Origin of the sequence: Bradyrhizobium sp. 40, assembly GCF_023100925.1 — a bacterium.
Classification (GTDB): domain Bacteria; phylum Pseudomonadota; class Alphaproteobacteria; order Rhizobiales; family Xanthobacteraceae; genus Bradyrhizobium.
Genome location: NZ_CP064688.1, coordinates 7320597 through 7338280 on the forward strand (window position 1 = coordinate 7320597; position 17684 = coordinate 7338280).

At 66.3% G+C, this 17684-nt stretch carries 11 protein-coding genes; 10 read left to right on the forward strand and 1 reads right to left on the reverse strand.

What is annotated here, in order from left to right:
• Window positions 1–35: 35 nt before the first annotated feature.
• Window positions 36–917: a bifunctional DNA-formamidopyrimidine glycosylase/DNA-(apurinic or apyrimidinic site) lyase gene (mutM, locus tag IVB40_RS34950; RefSeq protein ID WP_247817708.1), complete on the reverse strand. Its 882-nt coding sequence runs from the start codon at window positions 915–917 to the stop codon at window positions 36–38.
• Window positions 918–998: 81 nt separating this feature from the next.
• Here mutM and ubiE point away from each other — a divergent pair, with 81 nt between their 5' ends.
• The 10 genes from ubiE (at window position 999) to addA (ending at window position 17669) form a co-directional block, all read left to right on the forward strand.
• Complete coding sequence (gene ubiE, locus IVB40_RS34955) at window positions 999–1760, forward strand: bifunctional demethylmenaquinone methyltransferase/2-methoxy-6-polyprenyl-1,4-benzoquinol methylase UbiE (RefSeq protein WP_027566148.1); 762 nt, start codon at window positions 999–1001, stop codon at window positions 1758–1760.
• Window positions 1757–3331 carry a 2-polyprenylphenol 6-hydroxylase gene (ubiB, locus tag IVB40_RS34960; protein WP_247817709.1) on the forward strand — a complete coding sequence of 525 codons (1575 nt, stop codon included), beginning with the start codon at window positions 1757–1759 and terminating at the stop codon, window positions 3329–3331. The genes ubiE and ubiB overlap by 4 nt, the downstream gene beginning before the upstream one ends.
• Window positions 3332–3387: 56 nt before the next feature.
• Window positions 3388–4851, forward strand: coding sequence for a bifunctional phosphopantothenoylcysteine decarboxylase/phosphopantothenate--cysteine ligase CoaBC (coaBC, locus tag IVB40_RS34965; protein ID WP_247817710.1), 1464 nt, complete (start codon window positions 3388–3390; stop codon window positions 4849–4851).
• A complete protein-coding gene (gene dut / locus IVB40_RS34970; protein ID WP_247817711.1) occupies window positions 4848–5306 on the forward strand; it encodes a dUTP diphosphatase in 459 nt (152 codons plus the stop codon). Before coaBC ends, dut begins: the two co-directional genes overlap by 4 nt.
• A gap of 188 nt (window positions 5307–5494) precedes the next feature.
• Entirely contained in the window at window positions 5495–7999 is a 2505-nt protein-coding gene (locus tag IVB40_RS34975) for a PAS domain-containing sensor histidine kinase (protein ID WP_027566152.1), read from the forward strand.
• Window positions 7996–9528 carry a tRNA (adenosine(37)-N6)-threonylcarbamoyltransferase complex ATPase subunit type 1 TsaE gene (tsaE, locus tag IVB40_RS34980; protein ID WP_247817712.1) on the forward strand — a complete coding sequence of 511 codons (1533 nt, stop codon included), beginning with the start codon at window positions 7996–7998 and terminating at the stop codon, window positions 9526–9528. The genes IVB40_RS34975 and tsaE overlap by 4 nt, the downstream gene beginning before the upstream one ends.
• Before the next feature lie 115 nt (window positions 9529–9643).
• Complete coding sequence (locus tag IVB40_RS34985; protein ID WP_247285101.1) at window positions 9644–9961, forward strand: PilZ domain-containing protein; 318 nt, start codon at window positions 9644–9646, stop codon at window positions 9959–9961.
• A gap of 124 nt (window positions 9962–10085) precedes the next feature.
• A complete protein-coding gene (locus IVB40_RS34990) occupies window positions 10086–10808 on the forward strand; it encodes a nucleotidyltransferase family protein (RefSeq protein ID WP_027566154.1) in 723 nt (240 codons plus the stop codon).
• A 211-nt stretch (window positions 10809–11019) separates the two neighbouring features.
• Window positions 11020–14166, forward strand: a complete 3147-nt coding sequence (addB, locus tag IVB40_RS34995) for a double-strand break repair protein AddB (protein WP_247817713.1) — start codon at window positions 11020–11022, stop codon at window positions 14164–14166.
• Complete coding sequence (gene addA / locus IVB40_RS35000; protein ID WP_247817714.1) at window positions 14160–17669, forward strand: double-strand break repair helicase AddA; 3510 nt, start codon at window positions 14160–14162, stop codon at window positions 17667–17669. The genes addB and addA overlap by 7 nt, the downstream gene beginning before the upstream one ends.
• Window positions 17670–17684: the final 15 nt, after the last annotated feature.

The window sequence follows — 17684 nt, forward strand, 5'->3', positions numbered from 1 at the left end:
AGAAGCTTACGGCCTCTCGGTTACGAGCCTGATTTTCACTTCTGACATTTCGGACACCAGAAGGTCGACCGGCCGTTCTGCGTAAAACGCTTCACGGTGCCGCCGCATCGCGGCGTCGTGCATTTCTCGTCCTCGCGGTCATAGACCTTGAACGAGTGCTGGAAATAGCCGAGCTCGCCCGAGGTCTGGCGATGATCGCGCAAGCTGGAGCCGCCGGCCTTGATGGCGTCGTTCAGCACGGTATGGATCGCGCCGACCAGTCGCTTCGCATGGTCGGTGGTCTCGCCCTTCTTGGTCGACAGCGTCGCGGCGATCCGGCGCGGCGACAGATGCGAGCGATGCAGGGCTTCGCAGACATAGATATTGCCGAGCCCGGCGACCACGCGCTGATCGAGCAGCGCGGCTTTCAGGCTCGTGGTCTTGCCAGCGCAGGACCGCGCCAGCATCGCGGCGTCGAATTCGTTGCCGAGCGGCTCGGGGCCAAGCCCGCGCAACAGCGGCTCCTCGTCGAGGGCACTGCGCGCGATCACTTTCATGTAACCGAAGCGGCGCGGATCGTTGAAGATGATGTCGGCCCCGGAGGACATCCGAAACAGCACGTGATCGTGCGTGGAGTCCTTGGCTCGCGGATAGTGAAACTCGCCGGGCGCTACCTCGTTGTCCGGCTTGATGACGCGAAACGAGCCCGACATGCCCAGATGCATCAACAGCACGTCGCCGGAGGCGAGATCGGCCAGGAGATATTTTGCACGGCGGCCGAGCCCAGTGACGACCTGCCCCTTCAGTCGGGCCACGAAGTCGGGCTGGAAGGGAAAGCGCAAATCGGGCCTGCGGGCCTCCGCGACCAGGATTTTCGCACCCTCCATGACAGGCTGAAGGCCGCGGCGGACGGTCTCGACTTCGGGCAATTCGGGCATGGTCAGGCATTCACCTTATGAGGGCGGTGTGATAGCGCCATTGCGGCGGGCGCGCTATGGTCCGCCTCGTGGAGTAGAGTAATGGATCGGCCGGGCGAAACCACGCATTTTGGCTTCAGGGACGTTCCCCTGGGCGACAAGCAGACGCTGGTGAACGATGTGTTTCACAGTGTGGCGTCGCGCTATGATTTGATGAACGATTTGATGTCCGGTGGCCTGCACCGGGTCTGGAAGGACATCATGATCACCGCGCTCGACCCGCCCAGAGGCGACCGGCCGTTCGCGCTGCTCGACGTTGCCGGCGGCACAGGCGACATCTCGTTCCGCGCCGCCAAGGCCGCAGGCGCGGGCTTCCATGCCACCGTCTGCGACATCAATTCCGGGATGCTGGAGGTCGGCCGCGAGCGCGCCGCGAAGCGGCATCTCGAGACCCAGGTCGATTTCGTCGAGGGCAATGCCGAAGCGCTCGCCTTCGCCGACCGCAGCTTCGACGCATACACGATCGCTTTCGGCATTCGCAACGTGCCGCGGATCGACCTTGCGCTGGCCGAAGCCTATCGCGTGCTCAAGCCAGGCAGCCGCTTCCTCTGTCTGGAATTCTCCACCGTCGAGATGCCCGGGCTCGATCGCCTTTATGACCTGTTCTCGTTCAAGGTGATCCCGCCGCTCGGCCGCATGATCACGGGTGACGCCGAGTCCTACCAATATCTGGTCGAGTCGATCCGCAAGTTTCCAAGACCCAACGCCTTCGCCGACATGATCCGCAACGCCGGCTTCGCCCGCGTGAACTGGCAGATGTTGTCCGGCGGCATCGTCGCACTGCATTCGGGCTGGCGTTTGTGATCTCTGCCATAACCCATAGTGCGCGCCTGATGCGCGCCGCGTTCGTATTCGCGCGCGAGGGCGTGTTCGGCGCCGTCGATCCGAGTCTGGTACCGCCGCACGGACAGCTCGCGCTGAAACTTGCGCGCATCATCGAGCGGCGCGGTCCGAAGCAGGGCCCGCGGCTGTCGCGCGCGTTGACCCGGATGGGCCCGGCCTATCTCAAGCTCGGTCAATTTCTGGCGACCCGTCCCGACGTCGTCGGCGTCATCATGGCGCGCGACCTCGAAAGCCTCCAGGACCGCTTGCCGCCGTTTTCGCAAGCCGAAGCGGAGGCTGCGATCGCGACTTCGCTGGAACGGCCGCTGACCGATGTGTTCGTGAGCCTCAGCGCGCCGGTCGCAGCGGCCTCGATCGCACAGGTGCATCGCGGCGAAGTCCTGCGCGACGGCATCCGCAAGGCGGTCGCCGTGAAAGTGCTGCGCCCCAACGTGGCCGCTCGCTTCCGCCGCGACCTCTCCGACTTCTTCTTCGTCGCTTACAAGGCCGAATCCTATTCGTCCGAGGCGCGGCGCCTGCGCCTCATCGAAGTCATCAACACCATGTCGCGCTCGGTCGCGATGGAGATGGACCTGCGCCTCGAGGCCGCGGCGCTGTCGGAGATGGCGGAGAACACGCGCGACGATCCTGATTTCCGGGTGCCGACCGTGGACTGGGACCGTACCACGCACAACGTGCTGACGATGGAGTGGATCGACGGCATCGCGCTGAACGATCACAAGCGCCTGGCCGAGTCGCAGGTCGACCTGCCCGATCTCGGCCGCAAGGTGATTCAGAGCTTCCTGCGCCACGCGTTGCGCGACGGCTTCTTCCACGCCGACATGCATCCGGGCAATCTGTTCCTGGATGACGCGGGCCGCCTCGTCGCGGTTGATTTCGGCATCATGGGCCGGCTCGGCATGAAGGAGCGGCGCTTCCTCGCCGAAATCCTGCTCGGCTTCATCACCCGCGACTATCGTCGTGTCGCGGAAGTGCATTTCGAGGCAGGCTATGTGCCCGCGCATCACTCGGTCGAGAACTTCGCGCAAGCGATCCGCGCCATCGGCGAGCCCATTCACAACCGCACGGCGGAAGAGATCTCGATGGCGCGGCTGCTGACGCTGCTGCTCGAGGTCACCGGCCTGTTCGACATGACCACGCGGCCCGAGTTGATCCTGCTCCAGAAGACCATGGTGGTGGTCGAGGGCGTGGCACGCGGCTTCGATCCCAAGCTCGACATCTGGAAGGTCGCCGACCCCGTGGTGCGGGAATGGATCGAGCGCAATCTCGGTCCGATCGGCCGGGTCCAGGGCGCGATCTCCGGCACCGGCGATCTCGCGCGCATCCTGATGCGTCTGCCTGATATCGCCGCGCGCTCGGTTGCGGTGCTCGAACAGCTGGAGACCATGACACGGGAGGGCATCCGGCTGTCGCCGGAGAGCATCGCGGCGATGGGCCGCAGCGAGGGCCGCAAGAACCGTTGGCGCACCGTGGCGCTCTGGATCATCGCCGCGACCTTCATCGGCATCCTGATCGCCGTCCGGAATCTTTGATTGCAGTGCAATCATGCGAATGATAGCATCGCAATCATTTCGCGCCGGAGAGTGCCATGGCAAGTCTGACCATCCGCAAGCTCGACGAGAACGTCAAAACCTTCCTCCGCCTGCGCTCGGCCAAGAACCGCAGGTCGGTCGAGGAAGAGGTCCGGGTCATCCTCGGGGAGCTGATCGAAGGCCGCGAGGAGCCCCTGACGCCATTCACGGCGCCGCCCGCGGCTTCGGCCACACCGCTGCCCCAACGCACCGGCGCCGCTCCAGAAGCCAGCGTCACCCTGATCATCGGCGGCGGGATCGCGGCCTACAAATCGCTCGACCTGATCCGAAGGCTCAAGGAGCGGCGGATCGAGGTGCGTTGCGTGCTGACCAAGGCGGCGCAGCAATTCATCACGCCGTTGGCCGTGAGCGCGCTCTCGCATGAGCGCGTCTACACCGACCTGTTCGATCCCCAGAGCGAGTTCGACGCTGGTCATATCCGCCTCGCGCGCGAGTGCGACCTGATCGTGGTGGCGCCCGCGACCGCGGATTTGATGGCCAAGATCGCCAACGGTCATGCCGACGATCTCGCCAGCGCCATCCTGCTCGCGACCAACCGCAAGGTCCTGCTCGCGCCGGCGATGAACCCGCTGATGTGGAACAACGCGGCGACGCGGCGCAACGTCGCGCAGCTTCAACGCGACGGCGTGATGCTGATCGGGCCGAATTCCGGCGAGATGGCGGAAGCAGGTGAAGCCGGTATTGGCCGCATGTCCGAGGCGCTCGAAATTGCGGCCGCCGCCGAGCGCCTGCTGCGGCCGCCAGTGCCGCGCCCCCTCGCCGGCAAGCGCGTGCTGATCACGGCTGGTCCGACCCACGAGCCGATCGATCCGGTGCGCTACATCGCCAACCGGTCCTCCGGCAAACAGGGCTTTGCGATCGCTGCCGCCGCACAGGCCGCAGGCGCCGAGGTGATCCTGGTCAGCGGCCCGGTCGATCTCAGCGATCCCCAAGGCGTGACGGTCAAGCATGTGGAATCGGCACGGCAGATGCTGGAACAGGTGCAGGCCGCGCTTCCCGCTGACATCGCGATCTTCGCCGCCGCCGTCGCCGACTGGCGGGTCGTCAACGAAGGCGAGCAGAAGCTGAAGAAGACTTCGGCCGGCATGCCGCCGCTCCAGCTGGTCGAGAACCCCGATATCCTCGCGACGATCTCGAAACTGACCGACACGCGTCCGCCGCTGGTGATCGGCTTTGCCGCCGAGACCGAGCACCTCATCGACAACGCCAAGTCGAAGCTTGCCCGCAAGGGCTGCGACTGGATTGTCGCCAACGACGTCTCCCCCGCAACCGGGGTGATGGGCGGGGACCGCAACACCGTGCACCTCATCAGTCGCAGGAACAGTGAGAAGAACGATGAGAAGGATGGCGAGATTGCAGTTGATTCCTGGCCGGTGATGACCAAGGAACAGGTCGCCATTGAACTGGTCGCGCATATCGCAAAAAGCGTGACCGGCAAATCCCGGGAGCCCGCATCTTGAGCACCAAAGTCACCGTCGAACTGCAACGTTTGCCCCATGCGGAGGGGCTGCCGCTGCCGGCCTATCAGACCAATGATGCCGCCGGTCTCGACCTGATGGCGGCGGTAGCCGAGAACGAGCCCCTGACGCTCGCGCCCGGCCAATACACGCTGGTGCCGACGGGACTCGCGATCGCGTTGCCGCCCGGGTACGAGGCGCAGGTGCGGCCGCGTTCGGGCCTTGCCGCCAAGCACGGCGTCACCGTGCTGAACTCGCCGGGAACGATCGACGCGGACTATCGCGGCGAGATCAAGGTGATCCTGATCAATCACGGCCAGACCGCCTTCATGGTCAAGCGCGGCGAGCGCATCGCGCAGATGGTGATCGCGCCAATGGCGCAGGCCGCGCTGGTTCCCGTGGCGACATTGTCCGCGACCGACCGTGGCGCCGGCGGATTCGGCTCGACCGGTCGCTAGGCGCGGCAATTTCCGCCGAATCACCCGAGGAACTACGTGAATTGGAACACCGCGCCCCGCATTTTTTTGGGACCGCCTTTGCGTTCACGATCTGGACTCTTACCGGTCGAGTCACGGTGAGGGTATTGTCGTTTGATTCGCGCGCGACGGGGGTCGCCGCGCGCAAATCGTGCGATCTTGGGGCAACTATGTCAGGCGTGATCGTGTCGATGCGTCGGACGCTGCTGTCGTGCACATCACTCGTGCGCAACGGCTTGTTGGGAAGCGCTCTCGCAGCGCTGCTGCCGGCTGCGCCGGCTGAGGCCGCCGACCTCGTCGACACACTCTCAACGCTGCTGGATTTCAACCGGCAGGAGCTCGCGGTGCTGGCTACCGCGCTGGCCTTGCTCGGCTTCTCGGTGGTGGCCGCGATCCTCCTGATGCGCACGCGCGTTCGCACGGCGAAGAACGAGGCGCGGCTGCGCGCACGGATCGGGGAACTCCAGCTCCAGGCCGACCGATTCGGCGCACTGCTGTTTGCCGAGCCGCAGATCCTGATCTCCTGGCCGGCCGGCGACAATCGCGCGCAGATCTCCGGTGACACCTCCATGGTGCTGCCGCGCGACTCCTCTCCACAGCGCGTGCTGGCGTTTGGAACCTGGTTGCCGCCGGAACCGGCGCTCCGGATGGACCACGCCGTCGACGCGCTGCGCGACCGCGGCGACGGGTTCCAGCTGACGCTCACCACCGCGCATGGCCACACGCTGGAGGCCATCGGCCGCGCCATCGGCGGCCAGGCCATCGTCAGGATTCGCGAACTCTCAGGGCTCCGCCGCGATCTGGCCGAGACCAATCTGCGTTACAAGGCCCTCTCCGACGAGACGGAGATGCTGCGCGGCTTCGCGACCGCCGCACCCTGGCCGATCTGGGCCAAGGGCGAGAACGGCGCGCTGGCTTACGCCAACCCCGCCTATGTCCGTGCGACCGAGGCGGCCAGCATCACCGACGCCCAGGAGCGCAAGCTCGAGCTGCTCGACAGCGCCGACCGGAGCGCGATGGAGCGGGGGCTGAAGGAAGCGGCCAATTTCACCTCGCGCCTGCCGATCGTGATCGGCGGCGAGCGGCGCATCTATGACGTGCGCGCCGTCAATGTCGGCGGCGGCAATGTCGGCGTTGCCATCGATGCCAGCGAGGCGGATGCGTTGAGCTCAGCGCTGGTGCGGATGGCGGAAGCGCATCGCCGCACGCTCGACCAGCTCTCCTCCGGCGTCGCCGTGTTCGACGGCCAGCGCCGGCTCGCCTTCTACAATGATTCCTATCGCCAGCTGTGGGACCTCGACCGTACCTTTCTCGACGCCAACCCCGATGATTCCAGCGTGCTCGACAAGCTCCGCGCCGCGCGCAAATTGCCGGAACAGCCGGACTTCCGCGCCTGGAAAGCCAAGCTGCACGAGGCCTATCGCGCGGTCGAGGCTGCCAAGGACACCTGGTACCTGCCCGACGGCCGCGCGCTCTCCGTCGTCACCACGCCGAACCCCGAAGGCGGCGTCACCTATCTGTTCGACGACGTCACCGAGAGCCTCGAGCTCGCCCGACGCTTCGACGGAATGATCCGGGTCCAGCGCGAAACGCTGGACAGCCTGGCCGAGGGCGTCGCGGTGTTCGGCAGCAACGGCAAGGCGCAGCTGTTCAACCCGGCCTTCGTCCGGATGTGGAAGCTGTCCGTTGACGCCATGCGCGACGAGCCGCACATCCAGACGGTCGAGGGCTGGTGCCATCAGCTGTTCGACGACGCGGTCGTCTGGCGACAGATCCGCGAGGCCGTCACCTCGATCGAGAGCCGCGCCGACATTCCGCTGAAGCTGGAGCGCAAGGACGGCAGCGTGCTCGACGGCATGATCCGGCCCCTGCACGACGGCGCCACGATGCTGACCTTCCAGGACATCACCGACACCGAGAACGTCGAGCGCGCGCTGCGCGAGCGCAACGAGGCGCTGGAGGCGGCCGACCAGATGAAGGTGGATTTCGTCCACCACGTCTCCTACGAGCTGCGCTCGCCGCTCACCACCATCATCGGCTTCGCGCATTTCCTCAGCGATCCCTCGACCGGGCCGCTGACGCCGAAACAGGCCGAATATCTCGACTACGTCACCAAATCGACCAATGCGCTGCTGGCGCTGACCAACAACATCCTGGATCTCGCCACCATCGACGCCGGTGCCATGAAGCTGGAACTCGGCCCGGTCGACGTCAGCAAGACCATCGAGCTCGCCGCCGAAGGTCTCCAGGACCGGCTCGCCACCGACCGCATCCGCCTCAAGGTCGAGATCGCGCCCGATGTCGGCAACTTCACCGGCGACGAGAAGCGCGTGGTGCAGGTGCTCTATAACCTCCTCGCCAACGCCGTCGGGTTTTCTCCACCGGATTCCACCGTCGGCATCAGCGCCCGCCGCACCGAACGCAGTGTGGTCTTCACCGTGACAGATTCCGGGCCTGGAATACCTGCCGACATGAAGGACAAGGTGTTCAACTGGTTCGAAAGCCGCTCACAAGGCTCGCGTCACCGCGGCGCCGGGCTCGGCCTGTCGCTGGTGCGCTCCTTCGTCGAGCTGCATGGCGGCAATATCCGGGTCGATTCGATCGTGGGCAGGGGCACGGTCGTGATCTGTGACTTCCCGACCGACCAGGCGGCGCATCGCGACGCCGCCGAATGACTGCGCCAACCACATTCTCCGTCGCGCTCCACACCGAGACGGCCACCGCGCAACTGATGGCCGACCTCGCGCTGCTGGTCGGCCCCGGCGATGTCATCACGCTCACCGGCGATCTCGGGGCCGGCAAGACCGCGGCGGCGCGTGCCATGATCCGCTACCTCGCCGGCGACGATGCACTGGAAGTGCCGAGCCCGACCTTCACGCTGGTGCAGGGCTACGAGCTGCCGCCATTCCCGGTGATGCATGCCGACCTCTACCGCGTCGAGGACGAGAGCGAGCTCGAAGAGATAGGGCTGGCGCCGCTGCCGGAAGCAACCCTCGTCCTGATCGAATGGCCGGAGCGCGCACCGTCGGCGATGCCTCAAGACCGCATCGACATCGCGCTGACGCACCGGCCGGCATTGGGCTCGAATGCACGCGCCGCCGACATCACCGGCCATGGCAATGCTGCCGCCACCGTCGCGCGGCTGCAGGCGCTGCGCGAATTCCTCGATGCATCCGGCTACATGGAGGCAACGCGCAAGCGCATGGCGGGCGACGCCTCGACCCGCTCCTATGCGCGGCTGCTCCGCGACAACGAAATCGTCATCCTCATGAATTCTCCGCAGCGCCCGGATGGTGCTGCCATGTACAACGGAAAATCCTACAGCGCCGCGGTGCATCTCGCCGAAAATATCAAACCCTTCGTCGCCATCGACGAGGGCCTGCGCGCGCAGGGAATCTCCGCGCCCGCGATCCATCATTCCGACCTCGACCATGGATTCCTGATCAGCGAGGACTTCGGCAGCGAAGGCGTGATCGAGGGCGACCCGCCGCGCCCGATCGTCGAGCGCTACGAAGCCGCGGCCGATTTACTAGCCGTGCTGCACGGCAAGACGCTGCCGGAAACACTGCCGCTCGGCGGGCAGAGCTACGCCATGCCCGTCTTCGATACCGAAGCGCTGCTGATTGAAATCGGCTTGATGCCGGAATGGTACCTGCCCGATCGCAATGCCCCGCTGGACGACGAGAAGCGCGCCGCATTTTTCGCGATGTGGCGCGAGCTGCTGAAGAAACCGCAGGCCTCGCCGAAGACCTGGATCATCCGCGACTATCACTCGCCGAACCTGATCTGGCTCGGGAATCGCACCGGCATCGAACGCGTCGGCGTGATCGATTTCCAGGACACCGTGCTGGGGCCGCAATCCTACGACGTGGTGTCGCTGCTCCAGGACGCCCGCATCGACGTGCCCGAGGCGATCGAACTGACGCTGCTGTCGCGCTACATCAAGGCACGCCGCGCGAGCGACGCGAGCTTCGACGCGGCCGGCTTCGCCGAGCTCTACGCCATCATGTCGGCGCAGCGGAACACGCGTCTGCTCGGCACCTTCGCCCGCCTCAACCGCCGCGACGGCAAGCCGCATTATCTGCGTCACCAGCCGCGGATCTGGACCTATCTCCAGCGCTCCCTGGCGCATCCCGCGCTCGCCCCTCTGCGCGACTGGTATGTCGCCAACGTCCCGCCGCCCCAATGCGCGGCCCAAGACTGAAAGGCCAGCAGGGGCTGAAACGACTGATTCGGGGCCCGATTTACCGGCTGTTAGCCAAGACGCCGGTAATCTGGCGGCGGAGCAGCCGGATGATTACGGGGCTGGAGCAGGGCAGATGGCGGTGAAGACGGACGAGCGCGGCAACAGCCGGGTTGTTTTCGAGCGCGGGATCGCGGCCCAGATGATGGGTATCGACGGCACCTGGCGGCGCGACTGCACCATGGAGGACGTCTCCGACAGCGGCGCCAAATTGACCATCGACGGCTCGGTCGAAGGCTTGCATCTGAAGGAGTTTTTTCTGCTGCTGTCGTCCACCGGACTTGCGTATCGGCGCTGCGAGCTCGCCTGGGTCAATGGCGACCAGATCGGCGTCAACTTTCTCAAGCTCGGCGACAAGAAGAAAAAGGCGCGTTCCACATCCATCGGGGCGTAACGGCAACACCCGTCGTACAAGCGTCATGGCAGGTGGTTAAGGCGGTTAAGACGCGGTGCGGTCAGTCGAACCTCGTGTTAGGATTGCTGCGAACGCGAAATCAGTAGGTCTGAGAAAGCGAAGGATGTCCGTCAAACCGACCAAAGCCATGGTGCTCGCCGCAGGGTTCGGCCTGCGCATGCGTCCGTTGACGGACAAGATGCCGAAGCCGATGGTTCCGGTGGCCGGCCAGCCGCTGCTCGACCACGTGCTCGACAAGCTCGGCCAGGCCGGCGTGAGCGAGGCGGTGGTCAACGTGCACTACCTGCCGGACCAGATCATCGATCACACCGCATCCCGCCAGCATCCGCGCGTGACCATCTCGGACGAGCGCGACCAGGTGCTCGGCACCGGCGGCGGCGTGGTCAAGGCACTGCCGCTGCTCGGGGACGCACCGTTCTTTCACGTCAATTCCGACACGCTATGGATCGACGGCGTGCGCTCCAACCTGACGCGGCTCGCCGAAAACTTCGATCCCGCGCGGATGGACATTTTGCTGCTGATGGCGCCGACGGCGACCAGCATCGGCTATAGCGGCCGCGGCGATTACGGCATGCTGGCCGACGGCGCCCTGCGCAAGCGCAAGGAAAAAGAAGTCGTTCCGTTCGTCTATGCCGGCGCAGCGATCCTGTCGCCGTCGATCTTCGCCGATGCCCCCACGGGCGAGTTCTCGCTGACCAAGATGTTCGACCGTGCCAACGAGCAGGAGCGGCTGTTCGGCCTTCGCCTCGACGGCGTCTGGATGCATGTCGGCACGCCCGATGCCGTGCACGCGGCGGAAGAGGCGTTTCTGGAGAGCGTGGCGTAAGCCGGGCTGTCATGCACCGCGAAGGCGGGGCATCCAGTACGCCGCGCCTTCTCGGCTGAATCTGCCCGTCTCTGGAATACTGGATCATCCGCCTTCGCGGATGATGACACCAGTCCAGGTGGCGCGAACAGCGGGGACTATCTCCCTTCCGCCCATATCCATTTGAGTCCGCCTCCCTATATTGGCGCCTGATTCCCGAATCAGGCAGCTCATGCGCGTTTTCAGCGTTCCAGTCTCAGTTCCGTTTCTGCGCACCGTCGTCGCAAGCTTGCTCGACGGTCGGCTGGTCGACGGCTTTGAGGCGCGCAAGGAGCCGGCACGGCTGGCGGATGCCACGCTGTACCTGCCGACACGACGCGCCATGCGCGTCGTCCGCGAGATCTTCCTCGACGAGATGAAGGCGGACGCGGTCGTGCTGCCGCGCATCGTCGCGCTCGGCGACATCGACGAGGATGAGCTCGCATTCGCCGATGAGGGCGAACAGTTTTCCGGCGCAAGGCCGCTCGATATTCCGCCGCGGCTCGGCGAGCTCGAACGGCGGCTGACACTGGCGCAGCTCGTCGCGGCCTGGGCCAAGGGCCCGGTGCTGTCTCCGCTGGTCGTCGGCGGCCCCGCCTCGACGCTGGCACTGGCGTCCGATCTCGCGCGGCTGATCGACGACATGGTCACGCGCGGCGTCGACTGGAGCGCGCTCGACGGCCTCGTGCCCGATATGCTCGATCGGTATTGGCAGCACTCGCTTGAATTCTTGCGCATCGCGCGCATCGCCTGGCCCGGTCATCTCGCCGAAATCAAACGCATCGAGCCCGCTGCCCGCCGCGACCTCCTGATCGATGCCGAAGCCAAGCGGCTGACCGCGCATCCCCATGGCCCCGTGATCGCGGCCGGTTCGACCGGCTCGATGCCGGCCACGGCAAGATTTCTCCACGCAGTCGCTTCGCTGCCGCATGGTGCCGTGGTGCTGCCCGGCCTCGACACCGATCTCGACGGCGATGCCTGGCGCAGCATCGGCGGCGTACGCGACTCGCTCGGCAAGTTCGCGGAGCATCCGGTCTCGAACCATCCGCAATACGCCATGCACGCGCTGCTGGATCGTTTTGGCATCAAGCGCAGCGACGTCGATATCCTCAAGCCTCCGGCGGAAGGCGGCCGCGATCTGCTGGCGTCGGAATCGATGCGGCCGTCGGCCAAGACCGAGATCTGGCACGACCGGCTGAAGCAGCCGGATGTGGCCTTAAAGATCACCGGGGGCATGAAGAACCTCGCGGTTGTCGAAGCTCCCAATCCTGAAATGGAAGCGCTCGCGATCGCCATTGCGATGCGCGAGGCGAGGCATCTCGACAAGTCCGCAGCGTTGGTTACGCCCGATCGCGCGCTGGCGCGGCGCGTGATGGCCGCGCTGAGCCGATGGGATCTCGCATTCGATGATTCCGGCGGCGACGTCCTGATGGAAACCTCCGCCGGCGTCTTTGCGCGACTGACAGCGGAGGCGGCGACCAAGGGATTGGAGCCGCCGACGCTGCTGGCGATGCTGAAGCATCCGCTGTGCCGGGTCGGCCGGGCGCCCGGCGCATGGAAGACGGCGATCGAAGGCCTGGAGCTCGCTTTGTTGCGCGGAACGCGGCCGCCCGCGGGCACCGCCGGCCTGCTGCGCGAGCTCAATCGATTCCGCGAGGAGCTGGCCAAGCTGTGGCGCAGCGAAGTCTCCGCGCTGCACAAGGCCGAGCCGCGCGCACGTCTCAAGGCGGAAGACCTCGATCGCATTCAGGCGCTGATCGATGGCTTGCGACAAGCCTTGGCGCCAATGGAGAGTCTTGCGTCATCAAAGCCGTACGACTTCGCCGAACTCGCGCATCGGCATCGCGAGATCATGATCGAGCTGTCGCGCGACGAGCAGGGCATCTCGCTGGCGTTCGAGGAGCGCGAAGGCCTGGCGCTCGCGAGCGCCTTCGACGATCTCCTGCGCGGCGGCACCACCAGCGGATTGATGGTCACGCTGCCCGACTACGCAGACGTGTTCCAGACCGCATTCAGCGATCGCGCGGTGCGGCGGCGGGACAGGCCGGGCGCGCGGCTTCAGATCTACGGCCCGCTGGAATCGCGCCTGATGCAGGCCGACCGAATCATCGTTGGCGGGCTGATCGAGGGGGTCTGGCCACCGGCTCCGCGCGTCGATCCCTGGCTGAGCCGGCCGATGCGGCACCAGCTCGGCCTTGATCTGCCGGAACGCCGGATCGGCCTCTCCGCGCACGATTTTGCGCAACTGCTCGGCGGCGACGAGGTCATCCTCACCCACTCCGCGAAGGCTGGCGGTGCTCCGGCGGTCGCCTCGCGCTTCCTGCACCGGCTAGAGGCCGTCGCGGGCGATGCGCACTGGAAGGCCGCGATTCGCGCGGGCGAGAAATACGTGCAGTTCGCAGCCGCGCTGGACCAGCCCGACGAGGTGAGGCCGATCAAGCAGCCCGAGCCGCGACCGCCACGCGCGACCCGCCCGCTCAGGATGTCTGTGACGGGGATCGAGGACTGGCTGCGCGATCCCTATACGATCTACGCAAAACACATTTTGCGGCTCGACGCGCTCGATCCCGTCGACATGCCGCTGTCGGCCGCCGACCGCGGCTCGGCGATCCACGATGCGCTCGGGGAGTTCACGGAACGCTACGCCACGAATCTGCCCGACGATCCCGCGCGGGTGCTGCGCGCGATCGGCGAAAAATACTTCGCGCCGCTGATGGAGCGACCCGAGGCGCGGGCGCTGTGGTGGCCGCGCTTCCAGCGCATCGCGCGCTGGTTCGGCGAATGGGAAACGGCGCGGCGCGACGCGATCGAGGCGATCGCCGCGGAAACTCGCGGCGAGATTTCGATCCCGCTCGACCATGGGCGCAGCTTCCGTCTCTCCGCCCGCGCCGACCGCATCGAACGGCGCCAGGGCGGCGGATACGTCATCCTCGACTATAAGACCGGCCAGCCACCGACCGGCAAGCAGGTCCGCATGGGCCTGTCGCCGCAGCTCACGCTGGAAGCCGCAATCCTGCGCGAGGGCGGTTTTCCCGACATCGACGCCGGCGCGTCCGTGAGCCAGCTCGTCTATGTTCGCCTGAGCGGGAACAATCCGCCGGGCGAAGAACGCATTCTCGAACTCAAGTTCAAGCAGGGCGACGAGCCGCAGCCGCCTGATACGGCCGCCGCCGAAGCACGGGCCAAGCTCGAGGCGCTGATCCGCGCCTTCGAGGACGAGAGCCAGCCCTACACCTCGTTGAACCTGCCGATGTGGACCAACCGCTACGGCGCCTATGACGATCTTGCCCGTATCAAGGAATGGTCCGCGGCCGGCGGATTGGGGATCGAGGAATGGTGAAGGCACCGCGCCCCATCCCGGATGAAGTGCGCGCGCGACAGGCGCGCGCATCGGATCCGACCGCGTCGGCCTTCGTCTCGGCCAATGCCGGCTCGGGCAAGACCCATGTGCTGGTGCAGCGGGTGATCCGCCTGCTGCTCGCGGGCGTGCCGCCGGAAAAGATCCTCTGCATCACCTTCACCAAGGCGGCCGCCGCCAACATGGCCGAGCGCGTGTTCACCACGCTCGGGCATTGGGTGACACTCGACGACACCGCACTCGATGCAGCGATTCGCGCGGTCGGCATCCCGCACCCCACTGCAAAATTGCGGCGCGACGCACGAAAGCTGTTCGCCTGTGCGTTGGAGACGCCGGGCGGGCTGAAGGTGCAGACCATCCACGCGCTGTGCACCCGCCTGCTCCAGCAGTTTCCGTTCGAGGCCAATGTCCCCGCGCGCTTCGCCGTGATCGACGAGCGCGACCAGACTGACATGATGGAACGCGCCAATCTGAAGGTGCTGCTGGAGGCCGCGCGCGACCCTGACAGCGTCACCGGCCGCGCGCTGCTGACCGCGATGGCGAGCGCCGCCGATGTCACCTTCAAGGAAGTGGTGCGCGAGGCTTGCCTGAGCCGCGATCACTTCATGGCCTGGACCGATGAAGCCGGCAGCGCGGAGCTGGCTGCTGCGCAGATGGCGGCCGCGCTGGGCGTGGACGCGAGCGATCGGATCGAGGACGTCGAGACCGAGATTGTCGACGGTCCATTCCTGCCGCGATCGAGCTGGGATGACATCGCTTTTGCACTGGAGGACGGCAGCAAGTCCGACAACGACCAGGCCTGCCGGCTTCGCGAGGCAAAGGTGTTTTCGGGCGGCGCGCAGGTCGATGCCTATCTCAGCGTTTTCCTGACCGACGAAAAGCTGCCGCGCAAGGCGGTGCTGACCAAGAAGTTCTGCGATCACAACCCGTCCGTCGCCCGCCTGTTCGAGAACGAGGCGCAGCGCGTCGGCGGATTGGTCGAGAAGCGCCGTGCGGTGACCATGCGGGACCGCACCGCCGCCCTGCTGCATATCGCGACGGCGGCTGCCGCAAACTACCGCCGCGAGAAGCAGGAGCGCGGTCTGCTTGACTATGACGATCTCATCGACAAGACGCTGGCGATGCTCGACCGCGTTTCCTCCGGCTGGGTGCACTACAAGCTCGACCGCGGCGTCGATCACGTGCTGATCGACGAAGCCCAGGACACCAGTCCGCGGCAATGGGACATCGTCGCGCACATCATCTCGGAGTTCACTGCCGGCGAAGGTGCGCGCGAGGGCCTGAACCGCACCGTCTTCGCTGTCGGCGACGAGAAGCAGTCGATCTTCTCGTTTCAGGGTGCTCAGCCCCGAGAATTCGACGCGCGCCGGCGCGAGCTGCACCGCAAGTTCACGGCGGCCGGACTGAAGTTCGATCCGGTCGCCTTCACCTATTCGTTCCGCTCCGGCGCCGCGATCCTGCATTCGGTCGACCACGTCTTCCGCGAGCCCGCGATCTACAAGAGCATCCATTCGGTCGAGACCGGTCATCCCCTGCACAATGCACTCGGCGATGCCGGCCCCAGCGTAATCGAGCTGTGGGACCTTGCGGAGGCCGACAACAGGCAGGAGATCGAGGGCTGGCGCGCGCCGTTCGACGGCGTCGCCGCCACCAGCCCCGAGGTGAAGCTCGCGCGCCGCATCCAGACCGAGATCAAGCGGCTGGTCGAGATCGGCACGCTGACCGGGCATGAGGGCGAACGGCGTCCGCTGCGCTATGGCGACATGCTGATCCTGGTGCGCCGGCGCGGCAATGCGTTCGACGCGGTGATCCAGGCCCTGAAGCACGCCAATGTTCCGGTCGCCGGCGCCGATCGGCTCAAGCTCACCGAGCACATCGGAATCATCGACCTGATGAATCTCGCGGACGCGCTGTTGCTGCCGCAGGACGATCTCGCGCTCGCGGTGGCGCTGAAGAGCCCGCTGTTCGGGCTCGATGACGACGATCTGTTCCAGCTGGCCTGGGATCGCAAGGGATCGCTGCGCCGCGCGCTTGGCGAGCATGCCGCGACAAGCGAAAAATTTACCGCGGCGTTGCGACGCCTCGAAGCCTGCGAAACCCGAGCCCGCGAGGAGACGCCGTTCGCCTTTTACGCCTGGCTGCTCGGGGGCGACGGCGGACGCGCGCGCATGCTGCGCCGGCTCGGCCATGAGGCCAATGACGCGCTCGACGAATTCCTGGAACTGGCGCTGAATTACGAGCGCAAGGCGCCGGCCTCGCTGCAGGGTTTCATGGCCTGGCTGCGCTCGGCCGATACCGAGGTGAAGCGCGACATGGAGATCTCGCGCGACGAGGTGCGGGTGATGACCGTGCACGGCGCCAAGGGCCTGGAGGCCTCGGTCGTGTTCATGGTCGACACCACATCGTCGCCTGCGGATTCGCAGCGGCTGCGGCTGATCCAGGTCCCGCGCGGCAATGGCGGCGAGGTGGTGGTCTGGGCCGGACGCAAGGCGGACGATCCCAAGCCCGTCGCCGACGCCCGCAAGGCGATGCTCGAGGAGACCGAGGACGAATATCGCCGCCTGCTCTACGTTGCGATGACGCGCGCCGCCGACCGGCTCATCGTCGGCGGCTGCATGCCCGGCAACATGAAGACGGTCCGCAAGCTGAGCTGGTACGATCTGGTCGACACCGGGCTCGCCGGCTCGGGCCTGGCGAAAGAGACGATCGAGACGCCGCTGGGAAAGGTGACGCGCTTCTCCCGACCGGAGGATGTCGTGGCGCTGGGCATGCCCGCGGTCTCGTTGGACCAGGCGACCGCGCTCCCGGGCTGGCTGCGGACACGGGCACCACGCGAGACCATCGACGACGATCCGGTGCGCCCCTCCGGCCAGCCGTCCGGGGACGGCCGCGCGGTGCTGTCGGGCGAATCACTGCAGTCCCGCGCGCTCGCGCTGCAACGCGGCACGCTGGTGCATCGGCTGCTGCAATCGCTCCCCAACATCCCCACTGAGCGCCGGCGCGAGGCCGCGCTCGGCTTCCTGGCGCGCAATGCCGCAGACTGGGCGGAGGCCGACCGGACCGCGCTGGCCGACAAGGTGCTCGCCTTGATCGCCGAGCCGCGGTTTGCGCCGGTGTTTGCCGCCGGCAGCCGGGCGGAGGTCGCGATCGTCGGCAGACTGGAGCGGCAGGGCCGCTCCCCAGCGCTGGTGTCCGGCCAGATCGACCGGCTGGTCGTTCGGCCGGATGAGGTCCTGATCGTCGATTTCAAGACCAATCAGGCGGCTCCCAAGAGCGCCGCCGCGGCGCCCGCCGCCTATGTCCGGCAGCTTGCGCTGTACCGGGCGGTGCTTTCGAAGCTTTATCCCCAAAAGCCGGTCCGCGCCGTCCTGCTCTGGACCGAGTCCCTTGAATATATGGAGATTTCGGCTCCCGCGCTGGACGCGGCGCTGGCATCTCTTCATCTCGGTGTGAGCGTCCTTGACCCGGCAAGGAGCCATTCATAGGTTGACGCCATGATC